This window comes from uncultured Microbacterium sp. (genome assembly GCF_964244775.1).
Taxonomy (GTDB): Bacteria; Actinomycetota; Actinomycetes; order Actinomycetales; family Microbacteriaceae; genus Microbacterium.
Window position 1 is genome coordinate 1 of record NZ_CAXTJR010000017.1, and the last position, 20,862, is coordinate 20,862.

18 protein-coding genes, 1 tRNA gene and 1 pseudogene are annotated in these 20,862 nt (G+C 67.8%); 12 read left to right on the forward strand and 8 right to left on the reverse strand.

Features of this window, described 5'->3' with window-relative positions:
• Positions 1-132: 132 nt before the first annotated feature.
• Positions 133-1,662 (forward strand): lysine--tRNA ligase, encoded by a 1,530-nt coding sequence (gene lysS, locus ACFE6Z_RS16150; RefSeq protein ID WP_375386729.1) that lies wholly within the window; start codon positions 133-135, stop codon positions 1,660-1,662.
• Positions 1,663-1,694: 32 nt separating this feature from the next.
• On the opposite strand, the gene ACFE6Z_RS16155 is transcribed toward lysS, so the two are convergent.
• Genes ACFE6Z_RS16155 through ACFE6Z_RS16165 form a run of 3 tightly spaced genes read right to left on the reverse strand, consistent with a single transcriptional unit; the run spans position 1,695 to position 5,041 of the window.
• Positions 1,695-2,819 carry an ABC transporter permease gene (locus ACFE6Z_RS16155; RefSeq protein WP_375386730.1) on the reverse strand — a complete coding sequence of 375 codons (1,125 nt, stop codon included), beginning with the start codon at positions 2,817-2,819 and terminating at the stop codon, positions 1,695-1,697.
• Positions 2,812-3,816, reverse strand: coding sequence for an ABC transporter ATP-binding protein (locus tag ACFE6Z_RS16160; RefSeq protein ID WP_375386731.1), 1,005 nt, complete (start codon positions 3,814-3,816; stop codon positions 2,812-2,814). Before ACFE6Z_RS16160 ends, ACFE6Z_RS16155 begins: the two co-directional genes overlap by 8 nt.
• Before the next feature lie 55 nt (positions 3,817-3,871).
• Positions 3,872-5,041 (reverse strand): DUF4192 family protein, encoded by a 1,170-nt coding sequence (locus ACFE6Z_RS16165; protein ID WP_375386732.1) that lies wholly within the window; start codon positions 5,039-5,041, stop codon positions 3,872-3,874.
• A gap of 145 nt (positions 5,042-5,186) precedes the next feature.
• On the opposite strand from ACFE6Z_RS16165, the gene ACFE6Z_RS16170 reads away from it, so the two are divergent.
• The 8 genes from ACFE6Z_RS16170 (at position 5,187) to ACFE6Z_RS16205 (ending at position 14,143) form a co-directional block, all read left to right on the forward strand.
• A complete protein-coding gene (locus tag ACFE6Z_RS16170; RefSeq protein WP_375386733.1) occupies positions 5,187-5,384 on the forward strand; it encodes a hypothetical protein in 198 nt (65 codons plus the stop codon).
• A 45-nt stretch (positions 5,385-5,429) separates the two neighbouring features.
• Positions 5,430-6,896, forward strand: a complete 1,467-nt coding sequence (cls, locus tag ACFE6Z_RS16175) for a cardiolipin synthase (protein ID WP_375386734.1) — start codon at positions 5,430-5,432, stop codon at positions 6,894-6,896.
• A gap of 74 nt (positions 6,897-6,970) precedes the next feature.
• Entirely contained in the window at positions 6,971-7,696 is a 726-nt protein-coding gene (locus tag ACFE6Z_RS16180) for a hypothetical protein (RefSeq protein ID WP_375386735.1), read from the forward strand.
• A 134-nt stretch (positions 7,697-7,830) separates the two neighbouring features.
• Complete coding sequence (locus ACFE6Z_RS16185; RefSeq protein WP_375386736.1) at positions 7,831-9,255, forward strand: dihydrolipoyl dehydrogenase family protein; 1,425 nt, start codon at positions 7,831-7,833, stop codon at positions 9,253-9,255.
• A 104-nt stretch (positions 9,256-9,359) separates the two neighbouring features.
• Positions 9,360-11,879: an ATP-dependent Clp protease ATP-binding subunit gene (locus ACFE6Z_RS16190; RefSeq protein ID WP_375386737.1), complete on the forward strand. Its 2,520-nt coding sequence runs from the start codon at positions 9,360-9,362 to the stop codon at positions 11,877-11,879.
• 140 nt (positions 11,880-12,019) lie between these two features.
• Positions 12,020-12,523 (forward strand): amino-acid N-acetyltransferase, encoded by a 504-nt coding sequence (locus ACFE6Z_RS16195; protein ID WP_375386738.1) that lies wholly within the window; start codon positions 12,020-12,022, stop codon positions 12,521-12,523.
• Between the two features lie 86 nt (positions 12,524-12,609).
• Entirely contained in the window at positions 12,610-13,335 is a 726-nt protein-coding gene (locus tag ACFE6Z_RS16200) for a hypothetical protein (RefSeq protein ID WP_375386739.1), read from the forward strand.
• A 397-nt stretch (positions 13,336-13,732) separates the two neighbouring features.
• Complete coding sequence (locus ACFE6Z_RS16205) at positions 13,733-14,143, forward strand: dehydrogenase (RefSeq protein ID WP_375386740.1); 411 nt, start codon at positions 13,733-13,735, stop codon at positions 14,141-14,143.
• A 15-nt stretch (positions 14,144-14,158) separates the two neighbouring features.
• Here ACFE6Z_RS16205 and radA read toward each other — a convergent pair whose 3' ends face one another.
• Together radA and ACFE6Z_RS16215 are read right to left on the reverse strand one after the other, a co-directional pair.
• Complete coding sequence (gene radA / locus ACFE6Z_RS16210) at positions 14,159-15,526, reverse strand: DNA repair protein RadA (RefSeq protein WP_375386741.1); 1,368 nt, start codon at positions 15,524-15,526, stop codon at positions 14,159-14,161.
• Between the two features lie 184 nt (positions 15,527-15,710).
• Complete coding sequence (locus ACFE6Z_RS16215; protein ID WP_375386742.1) at positions 15,711-16,664, reverse strand: L-lactate dehydrogenase; 954 nt, start codon at positions 16,662-16,664, stop codon at positions 15,711-15,713.
• Between the two features lie 127 nt (positions 16,665-16,791).
• Here ACFE6Z_RS16215 and ACFE6Z_RS16220 point away from each other — a divergent pair, with 127 nt between their 5' ends.
• The 3 genes from ACFE6Z_RS16220 to ACFE6Z_RS16230 all read left to right on the forward strand — a co-directional run bounded on the left by ACFE6Z_RS16220 (position 16,792) and on the right by ACFE6Z_RS16230 (position 19,372).
• Positions 16,792-17,649 carry an LLM class F420-dependent oxidoreductase gene (locus tag ACFE6Z_RS16220; protein WP_375386743.1) on the forward strand — a complete coding sequence of 286 codons (858 nt, stop codon included), beginning with the start codon at positions 16,792-16,794 and terminating at the stop codon, positions 17,647-17,649.
• Between the two features lie 86 nt (positions 17,650-17,735).
• Positions 17,736-17,825, forward strand: a tRNA-Ser gene (locus tag ACFE6Z_RS16225).
• Positions 17,826-18,580: 755 nt separating this feature from the next.
• The gene (locus tag ACFE6Z_RS16230; RefSeq protein ID WP_375386744.1) at positions 18,581-19,372 is read left to right on the forward strand and encodes a hypothetical protein; all 792 of its coding nucleotides are present in this window, start codon (positions 18,581-18,583) and stop codon (positions 19,370-19,372) included.
• A 197-nt stretch (positions 19,373-19,569) separates the two neighbouring features.
• Here ACFE6Z_RS16230 and ACFE6Z_RS16235 read toward each other — a convergent pair whose 3' ends face one another.
• The 3 genes and pseudogenes from ACFE6Z_RS16235 to ACFE6Z_RS16245 form a co-directional block, all read right to left on the reverse strand.
• Entirely contained in the window at positions 19,570-19,719 is a 150-nt protein-coding gene (locus ACFE6Z_RS16235; RefSeq protein WP_375386745.1) for a hypothetical protein, read from the reverse strand.
• Between the two features lie 194 nt (positions 19,720-19,913).
• Positions 19,914-20,102, reverse strand: a complete 189-nt coding sequence (locus tag ACFE6Z_RS16240) for a hypothetical protein (RefSeq protein ID WP_375386746.1) — start codon at positions 20,100-20,102, stop codon at positions 19,914-19,916.
• 80 nt (positions 20,103-20,182) lie between these two features.
• A pseudogene (locus ACFE6Z_RS16245) lies at positions 20,183-20,713 on the reverse strand (IS3 family transposase); the annotation flags it as partial.
• Positions 20,714-20,862 lie beyond the last annotated feature (149 nt).

The following is a 20,862-nucleotide window of genomic DNA, read 5'->3' on the forward strand; positions in this document are numbered from 1 at the left end:
GATCGAAGCCGGCGTACTACGCGGGTCCGGGCGATCTCGATACGCTCGCTGGCGCGCCTACTCGATCACCGCGGGGCCGGAGCGCGCAGGCGCCCCTCGGTAGACTTGGGCCGACTTCGAGGAGCCCCACCGATGACCGATACGCCCGTGCCGAGTGGCGCGTCCGATGCCGATCCCACCGAAGAGGACATCTTCGAGCAGAAGGCTGTGCGGCTCGCCAAGCGCGAGCGGCTGATCGCGGAGCGGTCGGATGCTGCGGGCGGCGCGTATCCGGTGACCCTGCCGATCACGACCACCATCCCGGCGCTGCGGGCCGAGTACGGCGAGATCGAGGCCGGGGTCGAGACCGGTGTGACGGCCGGTGTCGCCGGCCGGATCGTGTTCAGCCGCAACACCGGCAAGCTCTGCTTCGCGACCCTCCAGTCGGGCGACGGCACCCGCATCCAGGCGATGGTATCGCTCGCCGTGGTCGGCGACGACTCGCTCCAGGCGTGGAAAGAGCTCGTCGACCTCGGCGACCACGTGTTCGTGGAGGGCGAGGTGATCTCCAGCCGCCGCGGCGAACTGTCGATCATGGTCTCGACCTGGCAGATCGCCGCCAAGGCCGTGCTCCCGCTGCCCAACATGTACAGCGAGCTGAGCGAGGAGAGCCGGGTGCGCAGCCGCTTCCTCGACCTCATCGTGCGCGACCGGGCGCGCGAGACCGTGCGCGCCCGCGCCCAGGTCAACGCGAGCCTGCGGGCGACGTTCGCCGCGCACGACTACCTCGAGGTCGAGACGCCCATGTTGCAGGTGCAGCACGGCGGAGCATCCGCTCGCCCCTTCATCACGAGGTCGAACGCGTTCGACACGGAGCTGTACCTGCGCATCGCTCCCGAGCTCTTCCTCAAGCGCGCGGTCGTGGGGGGCATCGACCGCGTCTTCGAGATCAACCGCAACTTCCGCAACGAGGGTGCCGACTCCACCCACAGCCCCGAGTTCGCCATGCTCGAGGCCTACGAGGCGTACAGCGACTACAACGGCATCGCCGACGTGACGCAGGAGCTCATCCAGAACGCCGCGATCGCGGTCGCCGGCTCGACGACGGTCACCTGGGCCGATGGCACCGAGTACGACCTGGGCGGCGACTGGGACCGCATCTCGATGTACGGATCGCTCTCCGCGACGGCCGGTCGTGAGATCACTCCCGAGACCTCGCTCGAAGAGCTGATCGCCTTCGCCGCTGAGGTGGGGGTGGACGCGCCCCCGCATCCGACGCACGGCAAGTACGTCGAGGAGCTGTGGGAGCACTTCGTGAAGGGGGGCCTGACCCGCCCGACCTTCGTCATGGACTTCCCCCTCGACACGAGTCCGCTCGTGCGCGAGCACCGGTCGATCACCGGCGTGGTCGAGAAGTGGGACCTGTACGTCCGCGGGTTCGAGCTCGCGACCGGATACTCCGAGCTCGTCGATCCGGTCATCCAGCGCGAGCGGTTCACCGAGCAGGCCACGCTCGCCGCGCGCGGCGACGCGGAAGCGATGCGGATCGACGAGGAGTTCCTGCGCGCCCTGGAGCACGGCATGCCGCCGTCGGGCGGAATGGGCATGGGAATCGATCGCCTGCTCATGGCGATCACCGGCCTCGGCATCCGCGAGACCATCCTCTTCCCGCTGGTCAAATAGGACAGGTACTCCGCTGGCCGAGCGGGGGCGCCCTAGGCGATCCGCGTGCCGCGCGGAAGCCGTCGCGACGGCGTACGCGTGCGTGCGATGGCCCACCACAGCGCGCCCGCGGCCAGCAGTAGGTGGATGCCGAGACCGACGAACCAACTCGGCACCGTTCCCTCGACCTGCTCCCTCATCGACGGAGAGTTCTGACTGGTGAACACGGCGCAATCGTCGTAGGTGCGTTCCAAGATCGGAGGCTTCTGCATCACGCGCACAGTTGATGAGATCTGGCTGAACAGATCGACGGCATATCCGTCACTGCTGAACGTCATCGGCGTCGCGTCGGCGATGATGACATACGGATTCGCCGCGAGGAATCCCCACACGAGGTCGTACCGGGGACTGCGGTACTGGCTCGTCTGCCAAGGTCCGCATTCCGGCGGGTCGGCGGTGGGCTGACCGGTCTGCGGATCCCACTCGATCGAGCGAGAAGTCGTCGTCGCGGTGCTCGCCACCGCGCTGCCGCCGAGCCCGAACGCGATGAGCGTGCCGACGCTGAGGGCAGCGATGACCAGGTAGGCGGTCACCACCGAGAGCACCGGTCTGCTGATGATTCCCGAGAGACCCACGCCGACCGCGGCGACCACGCCGACCTCGATCACGAGCACCGCGAGCGAGGCGATCACAGTCAGCGGGCTGACGCCGGTCGCAGAGACGAGGTCGGCGGTCGGGGTGTACGGGGCGTACCGGACCGTCGTGTTGACGCGTTGGGCACCGACGATCGCCGCGAAGATCATGAACGGAGCGCCGACGACCAGGAACGACAGCCCGGTCAGCCACGCGGCGAGGAACTTGCCGCCCACGATCTGAGCCGTGCTGAGGAGAGTCACCTGGACGGGTGCGAGGGTGGCCGCGTCGCGATCGCCGTTGATGGCCCCTCCGCTCAGAGCCGGGGTGACCAGGCTCGCCATGAGCAGCACGACGAAGGTGACGATCGAATAGACCATCCCGCCCGACGGGCCGCTGAACCCGGCGCCGAGGACCGCGAGACCCGTGACGATGAGCAGCACGACGAAGAAGATCCCCAGGAGGACGTACCACGCGGCTCCGCGCACGCGCTGACGCAGCTCGAGCCCGATCATGGTGCGGACGCCGGCGATGAACTCACTCATGGGGTGCCTCCGGTGCCGGGTGCGGATCGGTAGGGCCGTCGGGTGCCGTGAGGTCGAGGAAGGCCTGTTCGAGCCGACCGGTGACGGGTGCGAACTCCGTGACCAGCACGCCGGCGGCGGTCAGCCGAGCGAGCGCCTCGGCTGCCGCGCGGTCCGATGCGAACTCCGTCACGAGTTCGTCACGACCGCGACGGATGCCGTCGATCGATGTTCCGAGATCGACCAGCACCGTCGTGGCCGCGTCCAACCCGGGCCGCTCCGGCTCGTCGAGCGCCCGGATGCGCCATTCGCGTGAGCGCGGGGGTGAGAACTCGGCGTGATCGGCGACCGTGCGCCCGTCCCGCAGGAAGACCGCAGTGTCGCTGACTTCGTCGAGTTCGGGGAGGTCGTGGCTGGACACGAGGATCGTCCTCCCCTCCGCGGCGAGACGGCGCAGGAGCGTACGCAGATCGATGCGCGACTGCGGATCCAGCCCTGACGCGGGTTCGTCGAGGAGAAGGACCCGCGGATCGTGCACCAGTGCGCGCGCGAGCCCGAGACGCTGCTTCTGCCCTCGGGAGAACACCCGCGCCGGCTTGTCGGCGAGGGCGTCGAGATGCACGAGGGAGAGGAGCTCATCAGCGCGACGGGATGCTTCGGCCCGCGGCATCCGGTACATCCTGGCCGTCGTCACCAGCGTCTCGCGGGCGGTGAGCGAAGGCCACGCCCCGAGGGTGTCGGGCATCCAGCCGAGGATGCGGCGCACCCCGAACGGGTCAGCCATCGGATCGATGCCCCCGACGCTCATCGTGCCGGCATCGGGCGCGAGGAGCGATGCCAGCATGAGCAGCAGGGTCGTCTTCCCCGAGCCGTTGGGGCCTACGAGGGCAGTGACCTCGCCGGGTCGTGCGTGGAATGTGACATCGGCGACCGCGTGCACGTCGCCGAAGAAGCGACGGAGTCCCTGTACGCGGACTCCTTCTGCGGCTGTGGCGATCGGGGCTGGCTCCATCGTCATTCCTCCACCCTATGCGAAGGCTATGGACTGACATCGAGCGCGGACGAGTTGTGGGTCACGCCGTGCTTCGGCGGAAGGCCCAGTCGGGCAGGTGCCCGGCGAGCACGAAAGACCGGACGATCTCGGCGAGCCCATGCTCGGGCTCGAGGTCGCACGCGCGTTCCGCGTACCGCTCGGCGTGTGTCGAGCGCCCGAGCGCCCACGACAGCCACGCGCACGTCGCGAGAGCGCCTGCGCGATGCTGTGCGGGTGCCGCGGCGGCCGCTCGCCGTGCGAGTTCGAGTGCAGTCTCGAGGCGTTCGGGATCGGGCTGCGCGCCCTCGCCCCACATGTGCATCGCGAGGTGGGCGGGATACTCCTCGCCGGCCTCCCAGCGCAGCTGCGCGGTCAGGGCCTCGTCGCCGTCCTCGAGGTCGCCGCACCACTGTACGAGGGCGATGTCGCGCAGCGCCGGTCGGGCGAGGCACCAGATCAGCACAGCGATGTCGTACGTTTCGAGCGAGGCAGCATCCCACTGCAGCGCATCCTCGAACAGGGTCGGCAGGTCGTCGAGATCGCAGACGGCGGCCAGAGCCGCAGGGTCGATCCGGCCGGTTTCGTCGCCTCCCACAACGGGCGCACCATCGGCACCGGGCGCGGTCGATCGGGCCGAGGCATCCGTTCCGCACAGCAGGTCGACCGCAGCGCGCAGCGCCACGAGCGCTCGGGCGACGCGTTCTTTCACGGCGAGGTCGACGGGTGGCAGCTCGGCTCCCGACCATTGATCACCGACCGGCTCAGGCACTCCTGCCGCGTCGGCCGGGCCGGTATCGAGCGCGTCCAGCCGCCGGCCGCCCGGGGGCAGAGCGCTGTCGAGGTACGAGCCCCACGCGTCGGCGGCCACGCACAGCGCGTCGGTCACTCGCAGTCCGCAGGCATCGGCACGACGCAGGATGCCGCGCACGAGGGCCTCTTCGGGAACCCCGCGGTCGCCGAACGCGACGTCGGTGTAGATGACCGCGGCGACCGCGTCCGCCGACGGGATGCGGCACACCATCCCGATGAACGTGGCGGCCGCCGTATCGAGGTCGATCTCGTCGACCGGGAGATCGACGCGCATCGCGCCCAGGCTTCGCGATTTCGCGAACGGGACCAGGACGAGGCTGCGCCGCGGCGCGAAGCCGAGCATCCGCGGCACCAGGGACAGGAACTGCGCCGCATCGGCGGCTTTCACGATCGTCGTCATGGGAAGACTTTCGCGGGGTGGAACCCGCCAGAACGGAAGTCGTCCGGCCTTGGGGAGGAGCAGCAACCGCGGCCGGCCTGGGGAGGAAACGATGAGCCGCACGCGAACGGGTAAAGAGGCGGGATGAGCGGCGTACCCTGGAGGGGTGGAGAACTACTGGGTCGCGGTCATCTGGTCGCTCGCGCCCACCGTCATCGTCAGCGCGATCTTCTTCTTCGTGCTGCGCGGCATCCTCCGCATCGATCGCACCGAGCGTCGCGTGTACGCCGAGGTGCAGGCCGAAGAGCGCGCCAAGCGCGGTCTTCCGCCTGTCGAGTCGACCCCGCTGCCGTCGGATCGCTGAGGTTCCCCGCCGCTACGCTGGGGTGACGCCCAGCGAGGAGAGCCCGTGATCAACATCACCTTCGATGCGTCGTGGTGGCTGCTGTTCGTCTTCCTCTTCGATCTCGGGGTGCGCATCACCGCGATCATCGTGGTTCCGCGCAACCGCCGCCCGACCGCAGCGATGGCGTGGCTGCTCGCGATCTACTTCATCCCGTTCATCGGCGTGCTGCTGTATCTCGTGATCGGCACGCCGCGCCTGCCGCGCAAGCGCCGCCGTATGCAGCGCCGGATCAACGAGTACATCCAAGAAACCAGCTCCCACCTCGACTTCGGCACCCACCGGCCGCATGCCCCCGAGTGGTTCACCTCGCTGGTCACGATGAATCGCAATCTGGGCGCGATGCCGCTCGCCGGTGACAACACGGCGCACCTGATCTCGGACTACCAGGAGAGCCTCGACACGATGGCCGCCTCCATCCGAGAGGCCAAAGAGTACGTCCATGTCGAGTTCTACATCCTGCAGACGGATGCCTCGACCGACAACTTCTTCCGCGCGCTCGAAGAGGTGGCGTCCCGGGGCGTCACCGTCCGGGTGCTGCTGGATCACTGGGCCAACCGCGGCAAGCCGTTCTATAAGAAGACGCTCAAGCGACTGACCGACATGGGCGCCCAGTGGCACCTGATGCTGCCGGTGCAGCCGCTGAAGGGCAAGTACCAGCGTCCAGACCTGCGCAACCACCGCAAGCTCCTCGTCGTGGACGGCTCGGTCGCATACCTGGGATCGCAGAACGTCACCGACTCGACCTACAACTTGAAGAAGAACATCAAGCGGGGCCTGCACTGGGTCGACCTGATGGCGCGGCTCGAGGGCCCGGTCGTGGCATCCGTGAACGCGGTGTTCCTCTCGGACTGGTACAGCGAGGCGGATGAGATCCTCACCGACGAGATCGACCTCTTCGACGTCGCCGCCGGTCCCGGCGAACTCGACTGCCAGGTCGTGCCGTCCGGGCCCGGATTCGAAGTCGAGCTGAACCTGCGGCTCTTCGCCGGCCTGCTGTATGCCGCGCAGCGCAGGATCTCGATCGTGAGCCCCTATTTCGTCCCCGACGAGGCGATGCTGCTCGCGATCACGACCGCCTGCCAGCGTGGGGTCGAGGTCGAGCTGTTCGTATCGGAAGAGGGCGACCAGGCGATGGTCTACCACGCGCAGCGCAGCTATTACGAGGTCCTGCTGCGGGCGGGAGTGAAGATCTGGATGTACCGCAAGCCGTACATCCTGCACACCAAGTGCTTCACGATCGACGACGAGGTCGCCGTCATCGGGTCGAGCAACATGGACATGCGCTCGTTCGGCCTGAACATGGAGATCTCTCTGCTCGTGCGCGGCGAGGAGTTCGTGAACGAGATGCGCGGGGTCGAAGACATCTACCGCGCCCTCAGCCGCGCGCTGACACTGGAGGAGTGGCAGAAGCAGCCGCTGCGCTCGACGGTGCTCGACAACCTCGCGAGGCTCACCTCGGCGCTGCAGTAGGGGCCGGCGAATCCGTTATTAGGCCGTGATCGGTTTCCCTGGTTTCGCCCAGAGGCGTCCGGAAGGATCGAACCATGCTCTCCACGTCTCGCCGCGTCCTAACCGTCACCCTCGCCGTCGGGCTCGCCGCCCTCGGCCTCGCCGGGTGTGCGTCTTCCAACGCCGGTGCCTCCCCGACCCTCAGCGTCGACTCCACTGCAGCGCCCGCCGAACTCGGCTCGGCCTGGCTCGACGAGGGCCGCGCCGTCGGCATCGTCACCTCCGGCAGCTCGTCGTGCGTCCCGTACGCGGGTGAGCCGACGTACGACGCCAAGACCTCCACCCTCACGGTCGAGCTGACCGACCCCGACGGCACGGCGTGTACGCGCGACTACGTGCCCCGCGCAAGCCTCGTGTCACTGCCCGCAGGCGTCGATCCCGCGCAGGACCTCTCGATCGTCGTCACCGGCACCTACGCCGGTGAGACCTCGCTCGTCGGCGACCCCGAGCTCACGGCCGCGCCCGGCGGCATGACCGAGTACCTGCCGTCGGCCGGCTGGTACAGCAGCACCGGATTCCTCATCCTCTCCTGGGGCAGCTCATCGTGCGCGCCTCAGCTCGAGAGCGCCGAGGCGACGAGCCCGAAGCTCATCACCGCCACGTTCGCCACCCCGCCCGCCGATCAGGTCTGCACCGCCGATATGGCCCCGCGCGTGACCGTCGCCGAGGTCGCAGACGCACCGACCGATGCGAGCGTCGACGCGCTCCTGACCGGCGGCGAGTTCGACAACATCTCCGTCCCGATCGCCGGCCAGAGCTGACACAGCGCGAACAGAGGGGCGGATGCTGAGCATCCGCCCCTCCGTTCTTACGGCGTGCGGTGACCGGCGTCCAGTGAACGAGGTTGTACGGTCAAGACCTGTCCCGCGCTCTGGCGCGGCGTTAGCGTGGAGCCATGCAGACACGCGAGTACGACGTCATCGTGATCGGGGCGGGGCCCGTCGGCGAGAACGTGGCCGATCGGGTTGTTCAGGGCGGACTGTCGTGCGTGATCGTCGAGAGCGAGCTGGTGGGCGGAGAATGCTCGTACTGGGCGTGCATGCCGTCGAAGGCTCTGCTGCGCAGCGGTGCGGCGCTGCGGGCGGCGAAGTCCGTCGACGGGGCGAAGCAGGCCGTCACCGGTGGCGTGAATATCGCCGGCGCCCTGCGCCGGCGCGACGTCGCGACCCACGACTGGGACGACGAGTCGCAGGTGAAGTGGCTCGAGGGCGCGGGCATCGAGCTCGTCCGCGGGCACGGGCGGCTCAGCGGCGAGAAGACGGTGCGGGTCACCGGCGAGGACGGCGGCGAACTGCGCATGGTCGCCCGCCATGCCGTGGCGGTGGCCACCGGCTCCGCGGCGCTGCTGCCCGACATCCCCGGCCTCAGCGAGATCGATCCGTGGACCAGCCGCGATGCGACCAGCGTGCAACACGTGCCGGCAACCCTCGCGATCCTCGGCGGCGGGGTCGTCGGGGCCGAGATGGCGACCGCGTTCGCGTCGTTCGGCACGAAGGTGACGATGATCCTCCGCTCAGGTCTCCTCGGCGCGATGGAGCCGTTCGCCGGCGAGCTGGTGCAGTCGGCGCTCGAAGACCTCGGCGTCGTGTTCCATGCCGGCGTCGATGTCACCGTCGCCCATCGCACCGACGAGAACGCGGTCCTGACCCTCTCGGACGGCGGCCGCGTGGTCGCCGAGCAAGTGCTCGTCGCGACCGGGCGCCTGCCCCGCTCGGGCGATCTGGGGCTCGAGTCGGTGGGCCTCGAGCCCGGCGCCTGGCTCGAGGTCGACGACACGCTGCGGGTGACCGGCACCGATTGGCTCTACGCCGTCGGCGACGTCAATCACCGCGTGCTGCTCACCCACCAGGGCAAGTACCAGTCGAGGGCGGCGGGTGATGTCATCGTCGCGCGTGCGACGGGGGGAGTGGTGGATGCTGCGCCCTGGGGCGTGCACGTCGCCACCGCCGATCACGAGGCGGTGCCGCAGGTCACCTTCACTGACCCGGTCGTCGCCTCGGTCGGACTCACCGAGAAGGCGGCGCGGGCGGCGGGCCGCAGCATCCGCGTCCTCGACTACGACCTCTCCTGGGTCGCCGGCTCGTCGACCGTGTCGGACGACTACGTCGGGCAGGCCCGTGCGATCGTCGACGAGGACCGCGGTGTGCTGATCGGCGCGACCTTCGTCGGGCCCGACGTCGCCGAACTGCTGCACTCCGCCACGATCGCGATCGTCGGCGAGGTGCCGCTCGAGCGGCTCTGGCACGCGGTGCCCTCGTACCCGACGGTCAGCGAGGTCTGGCTGCGCTGGCTCGAGGCGTACGGCCGGCCCACCACCTGACCCCGACGCACGGCGTCACGCCCACGGCGAACAACGGCATACGGCCTCCGCCCCGTCGTTACCCTCGATGTAAGGCGCCCGTAACGCGCCGGGAGGAGCCTGCGATGTTTGAGAGATTCACCGACCGTGCACGTCGTGTGGTTGTGCTCGCCCAAGAAGAGGCGAAGATGCTCAACCACAACTACATCGGCACCGAGCACATTCTGCTCGGGCTGATCCACGAGGGCGAGGGTGTCGCCGCGAAGGCCCTTGAGTCTCTCGGCATCTCGCTGGACGCCGTCCGCGAGCAGGTGCAGGACATCATCGGCCAGGGCCAGCAGCAGCCCACGGGGCACATCCCGTTCACGCCGCGCGCCAAGAAGGTGCTCGAGCTCTCGCTGCGCGAGGCGCTGCAGCTCGGCCACAACTACATCGGCACCGAGCACATCCTGCTCGGCCTCATCCGCGAGGGCGAGGGCGTCGCCGCACAGGTGCTCGTCAAGCTCGGCGCAGACCTGAACAAGGTGCGTCAGCAGGTCATCCAGCTGCTCTCGGGCTACCAGGGCAAGGAGCCGGCCGCCGTCAGCGGCGCCGCGCACGACGCCACGCCCAACGCGCAGGGCGGCTCGCAGGTGCTCGACCAGTTCGGCCGCAACCTCACCCAGGCCGCACGCGACAACAAGCTCGACCCGGTGATCGGGCGCGAGAAGGAGATCGAGCGGGTCATGCAGATCCTCTCGCGTCGCTCCAAGAACAACCCCGTGCTGATCGGTGAGCCCGGCGTCGGCAAGACCGCCGTCGTGGAGGGCCTCGCCCAGGCCATCGTCAAGGGCGATGTGCCCGAGACGCTCAAAGACAAGCAGCTCTACTCGCTCGACCTCGGCTCGCTCATCGCCGGTTCCCGCTACCGCGGCGACTTCGAGGAGCGCCTGAAGAAGGTCACCAAAGAGATCCGCACGCGCGGTGACATCATCGTCTTCATCGACGAGATCCACACCCTCGTGGGTGCCGGTGCCGCCGAGGGCGCGATCGACGCCGCCTCGATCCTCAAGCCGCTCCTCGCACGAGGTGAGCTGCAGACGATCGGTGCGACCACGCTCGACGAGTACCGCAAGCACTTCGAGAAGGATGCTGCGCTCGAGCGCCGCTTCCAGCCCATCCAGGTGGCCGAGCCGTCGTTGCCCCACGCGATCAACATCCTCAAGGGGCTGCGCGACCGCTACGAGGCGCACCACAAGGTGCAGATCACGGACGGCGCGATCGTCGCGGCGGCCAACCTCGCCGACCGCTACATCAGCGATCGGTTCCTGCCTGACAAGGCCATCGACCTGATTGACGAGGCTGGCGCGCGTCTGCGTCTGTCGATCCTGTCGAGCCCGCCCGAGCTGCGTGAGTTCGACGAGAAGATCTCGAACGTGCGTCAGCAGAAGGAGCAGGCCTCCGAAGACCAGGACTTCGAGAAGGCCGCAAGCCTGCGCGACGAGGAGAAGAGCCTCCTCGCCGAGCGCCTCCGCCTCGAGAAGCAGTGGAAGAGCGGCGACGTCGCCTCGCACGCCGTGGTCGACGAGGGCCTGATCGCCGAGGTGCTCGCCCAGGCCACCGGCATCCCCGTGTTCAAGCTCACCGAAGAGGAATCCAGCCGCCTCGTCTTCATGGAGAAGGCGCTGCACCAGCGCGTCATCGGCCAGGAAGAAGCGATCGCCGCTCTCGCCAAGACGATCCGTCGTCAGCGGGCTGGCCTCAAGGACCCGAAGCGGCCCAACGGCTCGTTCATCTTCGCCGGCCCCACCGGCGTCGGAAAGACCGAGCTGGCCAAGGCCCTCGCCGAGTTCCTGTTCGATGACGAGGGTGCGCTCATCTCGCTCGACATGTCGGAGTTCGGCGAGAAGCACACCGTCTCGCGGCTCTTCGGTGCCCCTCCGGGGTTCGTCGGCTTCGAAGAAGGCGGCCAGCTCACCGAGAAGGTGCGCCGCAAGCCCTTCAGCGTCGTCCTGTTCGACGAGATCGAGAAGGCGCACCCCGACATCTTCAACTCGCTCCTGCAGATCCTCGAAGAGGGTCGCCTGACCGACGGTCAGGGTCGCGTGATCGACTTCAAGAACACGGTCATCATCATGACCACCAACCTGGGCGCGCGTGACATTGCGGGCGGCCCGGTCGGGTTCCAGGTCGAGGGCGACAGCGCGACCTCGTACGACCGCATGCAGGGCAAGGTCAAGGAAGAGCTCAAGCGCCACTTCAAGCCCGAGTTCCTCAACCGCGTCGACGACATCATCGTCTTCCCGCAGCTGAGCAAGCCCGAGCTGATCCAGATCGTCGATCTGTTCACCAAGCGCCTGGCCGACCGGCTGCTCGACCGCGACATGACGATCGAGCTGTCGCTGGCCGCCAAGGAGCGCCTCATCGAGATCGGGTTCGACCCGGCACTCGGTGCCCGCCCGCTCCGTCGCGCGATGCAGCACGAGATCGAAGACCGCCTGTCGGAGCGCATCCTGCACGGCGATCTCAACTCGGGCGACCACGTGACCGTCGATGCGCACAACGGCGAGTTCGTCTTCGAGAACGGTCCGCGCGGCGAGAAGGTCGCCGTGGGTGCCGTTGCCGGCGGCGAGATCACCCAGACGCCTGATCTCGCGATCGGCTGACTTACCCCGAACGGCCGAAGAGCGGATGTCCCCACGTCCCCTCCACGCATCGCTCCGCGCTGCGCGGAGCCTCTGGACGCGTGGGCCCGAAGGCATCCGCTCTTCGTCGTTTCAGCGTGTACCGGCCTTAGGCTGGCGGGATGAGCGAATTCCGCATCCGGCCGGCGCGGGCGGCCGACGTGCGCGCCATCCAGGGCCTGCTCGAGCCGTTCGTGCAGCGGCGGATCCTCCTCGGCAAAGACCTCGTCGTGCTGTACGAAGCCGTGCAGCAGTTCGTCGTCGCCGAGGATGAGACGGGGACCCTGATCGGCTGCGGCGCCCTGCACGTCATGTGGGAAGACCTGGGTGAGGTGCGCACGCTGATCGTCGCCGACCAGTGGCTGCACCACGGGGTCGGACGCGCGATCGTCGAGGCGCTCGAGACCAGCGCCCGCACCCTCGGCCTCTCACGCCTGTTCTGCCTGACGTTCGAAACTGCGTTCTTCAGCCGCCGCGGCTTCACCGAGATCGGCGAGCAGGTCGTCGACCCCGACGTGTACTCGCAGCTCGTCCGGAGCCCCGACGAGGGTGTCGCCGAGTTCCTCGATCTCGCACACGTCAAGCCGAACACCCTCGGCAACACCCGGATGCTCAAGAAGCTGTAGCCCACCACAGACTCTCGGCGAACGTGGAGGGTGCGCGCGGGGCGCGTCGCCCGGGAGGGGCAGGACCGGCCGCATAGCCTGGGGCCATGGCATCCCCCGCACCGCGCAGGCGACATTCGCCTGCCGTCTATCGCCGGCGGCGGCTCATGCTCCTCATCCTGATCGCGCTCGTGATCGCCGGTATCTGGCTGCTGACCGCCCAGCCGTGGCGCGGGGTCGCGGCCGAGCGCCCGGCGCCGAGCGCCTCGGCGACCAGCACCACCGGCATCCCGGCCCCCACGGCATCCGCCAGCACGAGCCCGACGCCGACGCCGACGCCGACCTCGACACAGACGTCCGCCCCTACGCCGTCGGCCGCGCCCATAGCCGACCCGACGCCGGCACCCTCCGCGACCGCGCAGGCCGTGGCCTGCCGGGCGACCGACGTCACCGTCGAGGCTCTCGCCGATCACGACACGTACGCGTCCGATCAGAACCCCCAGCTGTCCATCACCCTCACGAACAAGAGCGCCAAGGACTGCACGATCAACGTCGGCACGAGCGCCCAGGTGTTCACCGTCACGAGCGGCGACGACACCTGGTGGCGCTCGACCGATTGCCAGAGCCAGCCCAGTGACATGGTGGTGCTGCTGGCAGCCGGACAGACCGTCACCAGCGCAGCCCCGCTCACTTGGGATCGCACCCGCTCGGCTGTCGACTCGTGCGACAGCACCGACCGCCCCCGCGCACCCGGAGGCGGCGCCTCGTACCATCTGGCCGTCTCGATCGGCGGGATCCCGGCGACGCAGACCGCGTCGTTCATGCTCTATTGACAGCCAGTGCGAGCGAGGGCGACGTAAACTCGTCCTGAACCCCGAGAATGTCCCGAAAATGTCCCCCAAAAAGGGGACAGACACGGCGGACAGAGCGGCGTAACGTTTTCCACAGCTCCCGCATGCGGTCCAGTGCCGTCCCCAGCGGCATAGTTCGACTCGTCCCCAGCGTGTCGACGGACCGTGCGGTGAGCAGCAGGCCCTCTCGAGCCCTCCAGATATTCAGGATGGTTCGAGAGGGTCGTGCGTCTTTCCGGGCAGACGCATCAAGGGCCCCGACGCATGGGTGGCCGAGGCGAACCAGGTTCGCCTCGGCCATTCCCTTTCCACTCACCGACCACGCCTGACGCGGGTGAGCGCTCAGCGGCCCGCGGGCGCGGCCGATTACGCTGGTTCGATGGCCAAGAAGCGTGCGAAGGGGAAGGGCAGGGAGCCCCTCGAGTTCCGCAACACGACCCTGAGCGATGCGCTGCAGACGCAAGACATGGCGGCCGTCGCGTTCGCGCTGCGGCACGGTCCGACCGTGGTTCCGCTCATGAAGCCCGGCGCGCGCGACAACCCGCTCGATGTCGGCGAGGTGTGGACCTATCGCGATCCCGCGACGGGCGACGTCGCGCTGCTGCTCTTCAGCGATGCCGCACACAAGCCGGCGACGCTTCCCCCTACCGTCGGACTGCAGCCGCCGGGGTGGCTGCGCGCATTCCTCAGCACGCACGAGGCCGAGATCCGGACCGTGTTCTTCGACATCGCCGGTCCCCACCCGATGCAGGCCACCCCCGCCGACGTCATCGCCGCACTCGACGCCTGAGGCCCCCGCGAGCGGCTAGAAGTCGGGCACGTCGTCGCCCGGACGCAGCTTCGATCGCGCGCTCACGTCTTCGAGCGCAACGCTCAGGCTGCGCGACCGATGATCGATGAGGTCGGCGTAGCCGAGCCTCGCGGCTTCGCTGCGGCGCTGCGCCGCCTGCGTCACGGGGCGGATCTCGCCGGCGAGGCTCAGCTCGCCGATCGCCGCGATGCCCTGCGAGATCGACTGCTCCTTGATCGAGCCCGCCACCGCCAGCGCGATCGCGAGGTCGGCGGCCGGCTCGGTGAAGCGCACGCCGCCCACGGTCGAGACGTACACGTCGAGGTTCGAGGTCTTGATGCGCGCGCGCTTCTCGAGCACGGCGAGCACCATCGCCACACGCGCGGCATCCACGCCGTTCACGATCCGCCGCGGGTTCGGGGCGGTGGTCGCGATCGTCAGCGCCTGCACCTCCACCGGCAGCGCGCGCCGGCCTTCGAGCGCGATCGCGACGCACGTGCCGGGTTGCGGTTCGCCGTGACCCAGGAACAGCTGGCTGGGGTCGGGCACCTCGGCGATGCCGGCACCGGTCATGTCGAAGCATCCGACCTCGTCCGTCGGGCCGAAGCGGTTCTTGAGCGCCCGCACGAATCGCAGCGACGTCTGCCGGTCGCCCTCGAACTGGCAGACCACGTCGACCAGGTGCTCGAGGATGCGCGGGCCCGCGATCGACCCGTCCTTGGTGACGTGCCCCACGATGATCACCGGGAGCCCGCGCTCTTTCGCGATGCGGATGAGCGTGGATGCCACCTCCCGCACCTGGCTCGGATGCCCGGCCATCCCCTCCGACAGCGACGAGGCCACCGTCTGGACCGAATCGACGATCAGCAGTTCGGGCTGCACCTGGTCGATGTGGCCGAGGATCGTCGCCAGATCGGTCTCGGCCGCGAGATAGAGCTCGTCGTGGAGTGCTCCGGTGCGCTCGGCACGCAGGCGCACCTGGGCGGTCGACTCTTCCGCGCTCGCGTAGAGCACGCGCCGGCCCGCGCGCGCCGAGGCGGCCGCGACCTCGAGGAGCAGCGTCGACTTTCCGACGCCCGGCTCACCCGAGAGGAGGATCGCCGCGCCCGGCACGATCCCGCCGCCGAGCACCCGGTCGAACTCGCCGACACCCGTCGTACGGCGGGGTGCGTCGCGCGTGTCGATCGACGTGATGGGGCGGGCGACGCGATCCGCTCCCGGGGTGATCGGTGCGACGGCGCGCAGCAGACCGGTCGGCGCGGATGCCTCGACCACCGTTCCCCACTGCTGGCACTCGCCGCAGCGGCCCGCCCATTTCGGGGTCGTCCACCCGCACTCCGTGCACCGGTACTGCGCGGTCGCAGGCGCGCGTCTGGTGGCCATCTCCACAGCGTATGTTGATGCCCCGACATCCCGGGTGCGGCGCATCGGCGGTGCATAACTCCGGCAGAATCCGCGCCGCTCACCGATGGTTCCGCGTCGTTCCGCGGGTTGCGGGGCACGCAGACGAGCTTGGACCGGAGTACGGTACGCGCCGCACCGAAGCCGGCCCCTTCGCAGCGAGAACTCAGCCCCGCAAAGAGTCCACCACGGTGCTCAGCGCGTCGGCTGAACGGCGCAACAGCGCCAGTTCGTCGCTCGAATACGGGGTCGGCCCCACGGGCACCGCGCCCGACGCCGAGACGATCGACGGCACCGACAGCGCGATCCCGTCGATGCCGTGGTAGTCGGTCAGCACGGTGCTCACCGGCATGACCGCGTGCTCGTCGTTCAGCACGGCTTCGACGATCCGAGCGCTCGACAGACCGATCGCGTAGTTCGTGGCGCCCTTGCCGAGGATGACCTTGTAGGCAGCATCCCGCACATCGATCGCGATCGCATCCAGCTCGTCGACCGTCATCCGCGGGTGGCCATCGGTCTCCCACTCGAGGATCGGCACCGTCCCGATCGTGGCGGTCGACCAGAGCGGAAACTCGGTGTCGCCGTGCTCGCCCACGATGTAGGCGTGCACGCTGCCCGTGGAGACTCCCGCGCGCTCGGCCAGCTTCCACCGCAGACGTGAGGTGTCGAGCACCGTGCCCGACGAGAAGATGCGGTTGCGGGGGAGTCCGGATGCCTCGGCGGCGAGCACCGTCAGCACGTCACAGGGGTTGGTCACCAGCACGTAGGTGGCGTCGGGTGCGACCTCCAGCAGCTGCGGCATCATGCTCGCGATGATCCGCGCATTGACGCCCGCGAGCTCGATGCGCGTCTGACCGGGATTCTGCTTCGCGCCCGCGGTCACCACGACGATGTGCGATCCCTCGACGACCGAGATGTCGCTCCCGCCCGTGATGTCGCTCGCCCCGGTGAACTGCGTGCCGTGCGCGAGATCCAGCACCTCGGCCTCGACCTTCGCCGTCGCGATGTCATAGAGGGCGACGTGCCGCGCCGATCCGCGGATCAGGGCCGCGTACGCGACGCTCGCGCCCACGCTTCCGGCGCCGACAACGGTCAGTTTCGAGTTCTCGATGACGCTCATGGCCTCAGTCTGACAGTGAAGAGATGACGGATGCCACGATCGGCGCCGTGCATGAGCCTCGCCTGCCCGTGAGGCGTAGCCTGGCGGGTGGGTCGGATGCGGCATCCGTCCTCGAACGGAGCGGCACATGGAATTCGGACTCCACATCGCGGACTTCACCTGGAACACCGGACCGGGGCGGCTCGGTCCCGCGCTGGCGGCGCACGTGCGCAACGCGGAGGCGGCCGGCATCCAGCGGATGACCGTGATGGATCACTTCTGGCAGCTGCCCGGCATCGGCCCCGAGAGCAATGAGATGCTCGAGGCGTACGCCACGCTCGGCTTCATCGTCGCCCACACTGAGAAGGCGCTGCTGCACACCCTCGTCACGGGAGTCATCTACCGGCATCCTGCGCTCTTGGCCAAGGCGGTCACGACCCTCGACGTGCTCTCGGGCGGGCGGGTCGGGCTCGGGATCGGCGCGGCGTGGAACGAGCAGGAGTCGAACGGGCTCGGGTTCGAGTTCCCGCCCGTGGCCGAGCGGTTCCGACAGCTGGAGGAGACGATCCAGATCTGCCTGCAGATGTGGTCGGGTTCGGAGGAGGCGTACGAGGGCGCCATCTGGCAGTTGGGTCGCACGCTGAACTCTCCGCAGAGCATCACGCGACCGCATCCGTATCTCATGATCGGCGGCAGCGGCGAGAAGAAGACCCTCCGCATGGTGGCGCAGTATGCGGATGCCTGCAACATCTCGTACTCCCCTGGTTCGGCGCGCAAGCTCGATGTGCTGCGCGCGCACTGCGATGCGGTGGGGCGCGACTACGACGAGATCGAGAAGACGGCGATGATTCCGGTCAGCCCGGCTTCTTCTGCCGAGTCGGTGGCGGCGATCGTGCGCGAACTCGCCGACCTCGGGTTCACGGCGACGTACGTCTTCGCCGTGCAGATGCCCGAGCCTGCCGAGGTCGTCGACCTGATCGCCGGGGCGGCAGCGCTGGTCGAGTAGCCGGCGGCGTGCGGTCCGCGCCCGCTCTCGCGCCACGGTCGGGGCGCGATTGGCGGCTTTCACGCTCGTGACGTAAACTCTTCGGCGGTGACGTGTCCGAGCGGCCGAAGGTGCAACACTCGAAATGTTGTGTAGGTTAATCCCTACCGTGGGTTCAAATCCCACCGTCACCGCCACCGTCGAAGCCCCGAGATCCCTTGTAAACACTGGGATGGAGGGGCTCTCGTCTTTCGGAAACGGGCGTCGTGAGAAAGAAATGAGAAAGAACGTCTTTCTCACGACATGTATGACTCGCAGATCGCTCGTTCTTTGACGGCCTAGCGACCGAGTTCTCCTGAGCGCCCCGGTCCCCTGTCCGATCGCTCTCGCGGCTGACACGATGGGCAGAACCTTCGCTCCGCAGATCGACCTCGGCACCGTGGGGGAGTGGACCACCCGCCGACGCCGGATCGACCCGGACGGCACCCCCGACTTGGCGCTGGCGGACCGTCATCGATCGGAGGAGAGCGCGCACACATCTCCGACTTCAGCCTGAACGCACAACCCACCGCGGTGGCCGATGGATCGCGACGATTGCGAGAGAAGAGCAATGTCCCGCCGAAGCCGAAGCCGAAGCCGAAGCCGAAGCCGAAGCCGAAGCCGAAGCCGAAGCCGTCGTCGTCGCATCACACCCCCGCACACGTCGAACAAGGCACGACGCAACTGCGGCCACTACTACCCCGAGCCGGTTCTCCCACTAGTAGCTGTGCCCGCGGCCGCGGATGATTCCAATGAGCTGTGATGCATCAACCGCCCCCGCGAACTTCTCTCCTGAACGAATGCGTCTTGCGCGGCTTCGAGCGGCACTGAATCTCCGCGAACTGGCCGGTGGAGTGGACTTATCCCAAGCTGCGATCTCGCAGCACACCCGATCGACGGGTATGGTCGCTGAGTGGCAAGGCGCAGCAAACGAGCACGCGGAATTCTCATCTTCGTCGTACTGACGGCACTCCCCATTCTCCTAGCGGCAGCCGGCACGGGTTTGGGCCTGCTGGCCGCTGTCGACGCAAACAACGCGGTGACTTTGCGTGTCTGGGCGATCAGCTGTGCGGTCCTCGTTGCGGTACTTCTCGTGATCAAGGCGGTCCGGGATTACCGCTGGGGACAGACCATCAAAAGCGCCCGGTACGACGCCGTTCGCGAGCTGCATGACCGGCTGGGTCCTGCGTTAGGCCTGATGACGGAAATGCCCTTGCTCGAGCCGGACGATCGCGAGAGCAAGAAGCAAATCCTTCGTACGATAGCGACTCACTGTTGCAGCGCTCTGGTCGCGATGACACCCGAAAGTGTGGATGTACGAGCAGTGGTGTTCGCTCTCCAACCCCCGGACGACATCGTGCCACTCGCCCAGTTCGGCCGCAGCGATTCCCCGAGAAGCTTTTCGCAGGGCACCACAGCCGGCGAAGAGATCTTTGAGTACTTGGAAAGCGGTCGCAATCCGAAGGGGGAGCTGTACACCGACACGGGGCAGACCTCCCCTGAGCACTACGAAGGTGACGCGGCGCGATACCAGACCTTCATACGTACCCCGATACGAGGTAGTGGAGTTGTGTTTGGCATGCTCACCGTCGATGCACCAAAGCCCGACTCCCTCAGTGACGGCGATGTTCGCCTTGCCGAACTCGTCGCGGCCGAGCTCGGCACCGCTTTCGCGATCGCCGCGTCTAGCCTCGATGTCGACTGAGAGGAATACACTATGGGCATGAGCCAGATCGAGGTATCGCCGGGTGGAGTTGGGTTCATCCGCACACCCGCTATCAGCGTGCCTGGGGTGCCCTCCACCGCTAAGCGGCAGAAGTGGGTAAGTGGATCTGCCGTGGCTCAGAGTGCAAACAGCGGCGACGTCAAGCGCGGGCGACGAAGCTCAGTCCGCCGCGCGGGTTAGTCGCCGAGGCCCTCGGTCAGCCCATCGAGGAGTCCGCCCTCGATCGGGTAACGCGGTTTACGGTCGTCTGCGACGACTGGCCACTTCGTGCCGACAGCCGCCAGATCATCGAGCGTGAGCAGAGCGTTCGAGATGATTTCGTCCAACACAGACTGTTGAGCTGCCTCGCTTTGCGGTCAGTCGTTGTAGAACACTGAGCAGCTCGTTCAGTTCCTCGGTCCATGCGTGTTCCCACTCATAAGGGACGATGTCATCGAGCTCAGAGGTTCGAGTCCCCTCAGGTCCACCAATGTCATGAGTCGCGTCATAGGCGACAGATGAGTCGCGTCATAGGCGACATTCAGGAGAAGGAGCGCGGCCATCGGCCGGGCTCTTTCTGCGTGTTGCGCCAGTATGTGCGGTCGGGGTTGATCGTGTTGGTGGCGAGGATTTCGCCGGTGGTGAGGTGGACGACGGTGACGGTGGTTTCGTCCGCGATGAGGATGACGCGTTTCCTGCGGTGTTCGGTGCCGATGCCGAGGTGGTGCATGCGGCCGGCTCGGCGGAAGCTGATTTTCCCGTTGGTACCGACGTGGTCGTGACGGACTTGATTCGCCCTGGGTTTTGTTCCTAGGGTTTTGCGGGGCTGGCGGTGGCCAGTCCGGGTGTTTCGAGGTCAGCGTAGTGGCGGGCCTCGACTTCTGCGGGGGTGCGGTAACTGAGCTCGGAGTGGAGGCGCTGGTTGTTCCACCACCACACCCATTCCAGGGTCGCGAGTTCGACTTGCTCAATGGTGCGCCACGGTCCGCGACGTCGGATCAGCTCCGTCTTGAACAGTCCATTGACGGCTTCGGCGAGGGCGTTGTCGTAGCTGTCTCCGACGGATCCGACGGAGGGTTTCGCGCCGAGCTCGAGGACCCGGTCGGTATAGACCAGTGAGACGTAGTTCGATCCGTGGTCGGAGTGATGAACCAGTTGGCCGAGGTCTCCGGTCGCGCCCCAGGCGGCCATCTCCAGCGCGGGCAGCGGCGAGAGCTCCGTTTTCAGAGACCCGGCGACGTTCCATCCGACGATGCGGCGGGAGAACACGTCGGTGACGAACGCGACGTACGCGAACCCGGACCATGTCGCGACGTAGGTGATGTCGGAGACCCACAGGCGGCGGGGGCGTCGGCGACGAACCGGCGTTGCACCAGGTCAGCGGGTCGGAAGGCGGCCGGGTCGGAGCGGGTCGTGAACACTCGTCGGCTGCGGCGGAGCGTGTCAAATGGTGTGTGTAAGGGGTGGGTCTCCTTATGAAAGGAAACACA

Excerpts from the sequence above, each read along its gene's own strand:
- lysS (WP_375386729.1), top strand. The coding sequence starts at position 133 with ATGACCGATACGCCCGTGCCGAGTGGCGCGTCCGATGCCGATCCCACC.
- ACFE6Z_RS16155 (WP_375386730.1), bottom strand. The coding sequence starts at position 2,819 with ATGAGTGAGTTCATCGCCGGCGTCCGCACCATGATCGGGCTCGAGCTG.
- ACFE6Z_RS16160 (WP_375386731.1), bottom strand. The coding sequence starts at position 3,816 with ATGACGATGGAGCCAGCCCCGATCGCCACAGCCGCAGAAGGAGTCCGC.
- ACFE6Z_RS16165 (WP_375386732.1), bottom strand. The coding sequence starts at position 5,041 with ATGACGACGATCGTGAAAGCCGCCGATGCGGCGCAGTTCCTGTCCCTG.
- ACFE6Z_RS16180 (WP_375386735.1), top strand. The coding sequence starts at position 6,971 with ATGCTCTCCACGTCTCGCCGCGTCCTAACCGTCACCCTCGCCGTCGGG.
- ACFE6Z_RS16185 (WP_375386736.1), top strand. The coding sequence starts at position 7,831 with ATGCAGACACGCGAGTACGACGTCATCGTGATCGGGGCGGGGCCCGTC.
- ACFE6Z_RS16190 (WP_375386737.1), top strand. The coding sequence starts at position 9,360 with ATGTTTGAGAGATTCACCGACCGTGCACGTCGTGTGGTTGTGCTCGCC.
- ACFE6Z_RS16195 (WP_375386738.1), top strand. The coding sequence starts at position 12,020 with ATGAGCGAATTCCGCATCCGGCCGGCGCGGGCGGCCGACGTGCGCGCC.
- ACFE6Z_RS16200 (WP_375386739.1), top strand. The coding sequence starts at position 12,610 with ATGGCATCCCCCGCACCGCGCAGGCGACATTCGCCTGCCGTCTATCGC.
- ACFE6Z_RS16205 (WP_375386740.1), top strand. The coding sequence starts at position 13,733 with ATGGCCAAGAAGCGTGCGAAGGGGAAGGGCAGGGAGCCCCTCGAGTTC.
- radA (WP_375386741.1), bottom strand. The coding sequence starts at position 15,526 with ATGGCCACCAGACGCGCGCCTGCGACCGCGCAGTACCGGTGCACGGAG.
- ACFE6Z_RS16215 (WP_375386742.1), bottom strand. The coding sequence starts at position 16,664 with ATGAGCGTCATCGAGAACTCGAAACTGACCGTTGTCGGCGCCGGAAGC.
- ACFE6Z_RS16220 (WP_375386743.1), top strand. The coding sequence starts at position 16,792 with ATGGAATTCGGACTCCACATCGCGGACTTCACCTGGAACACCGGACCG.
- ACFE6Z_RS16240 (WP_375386746.1), bottom strand. The coding sequence starts at position 20,102 with ATGCACCACCTCGGCATCGGCACCGAACACCGCAGGAAACGCGTCATC.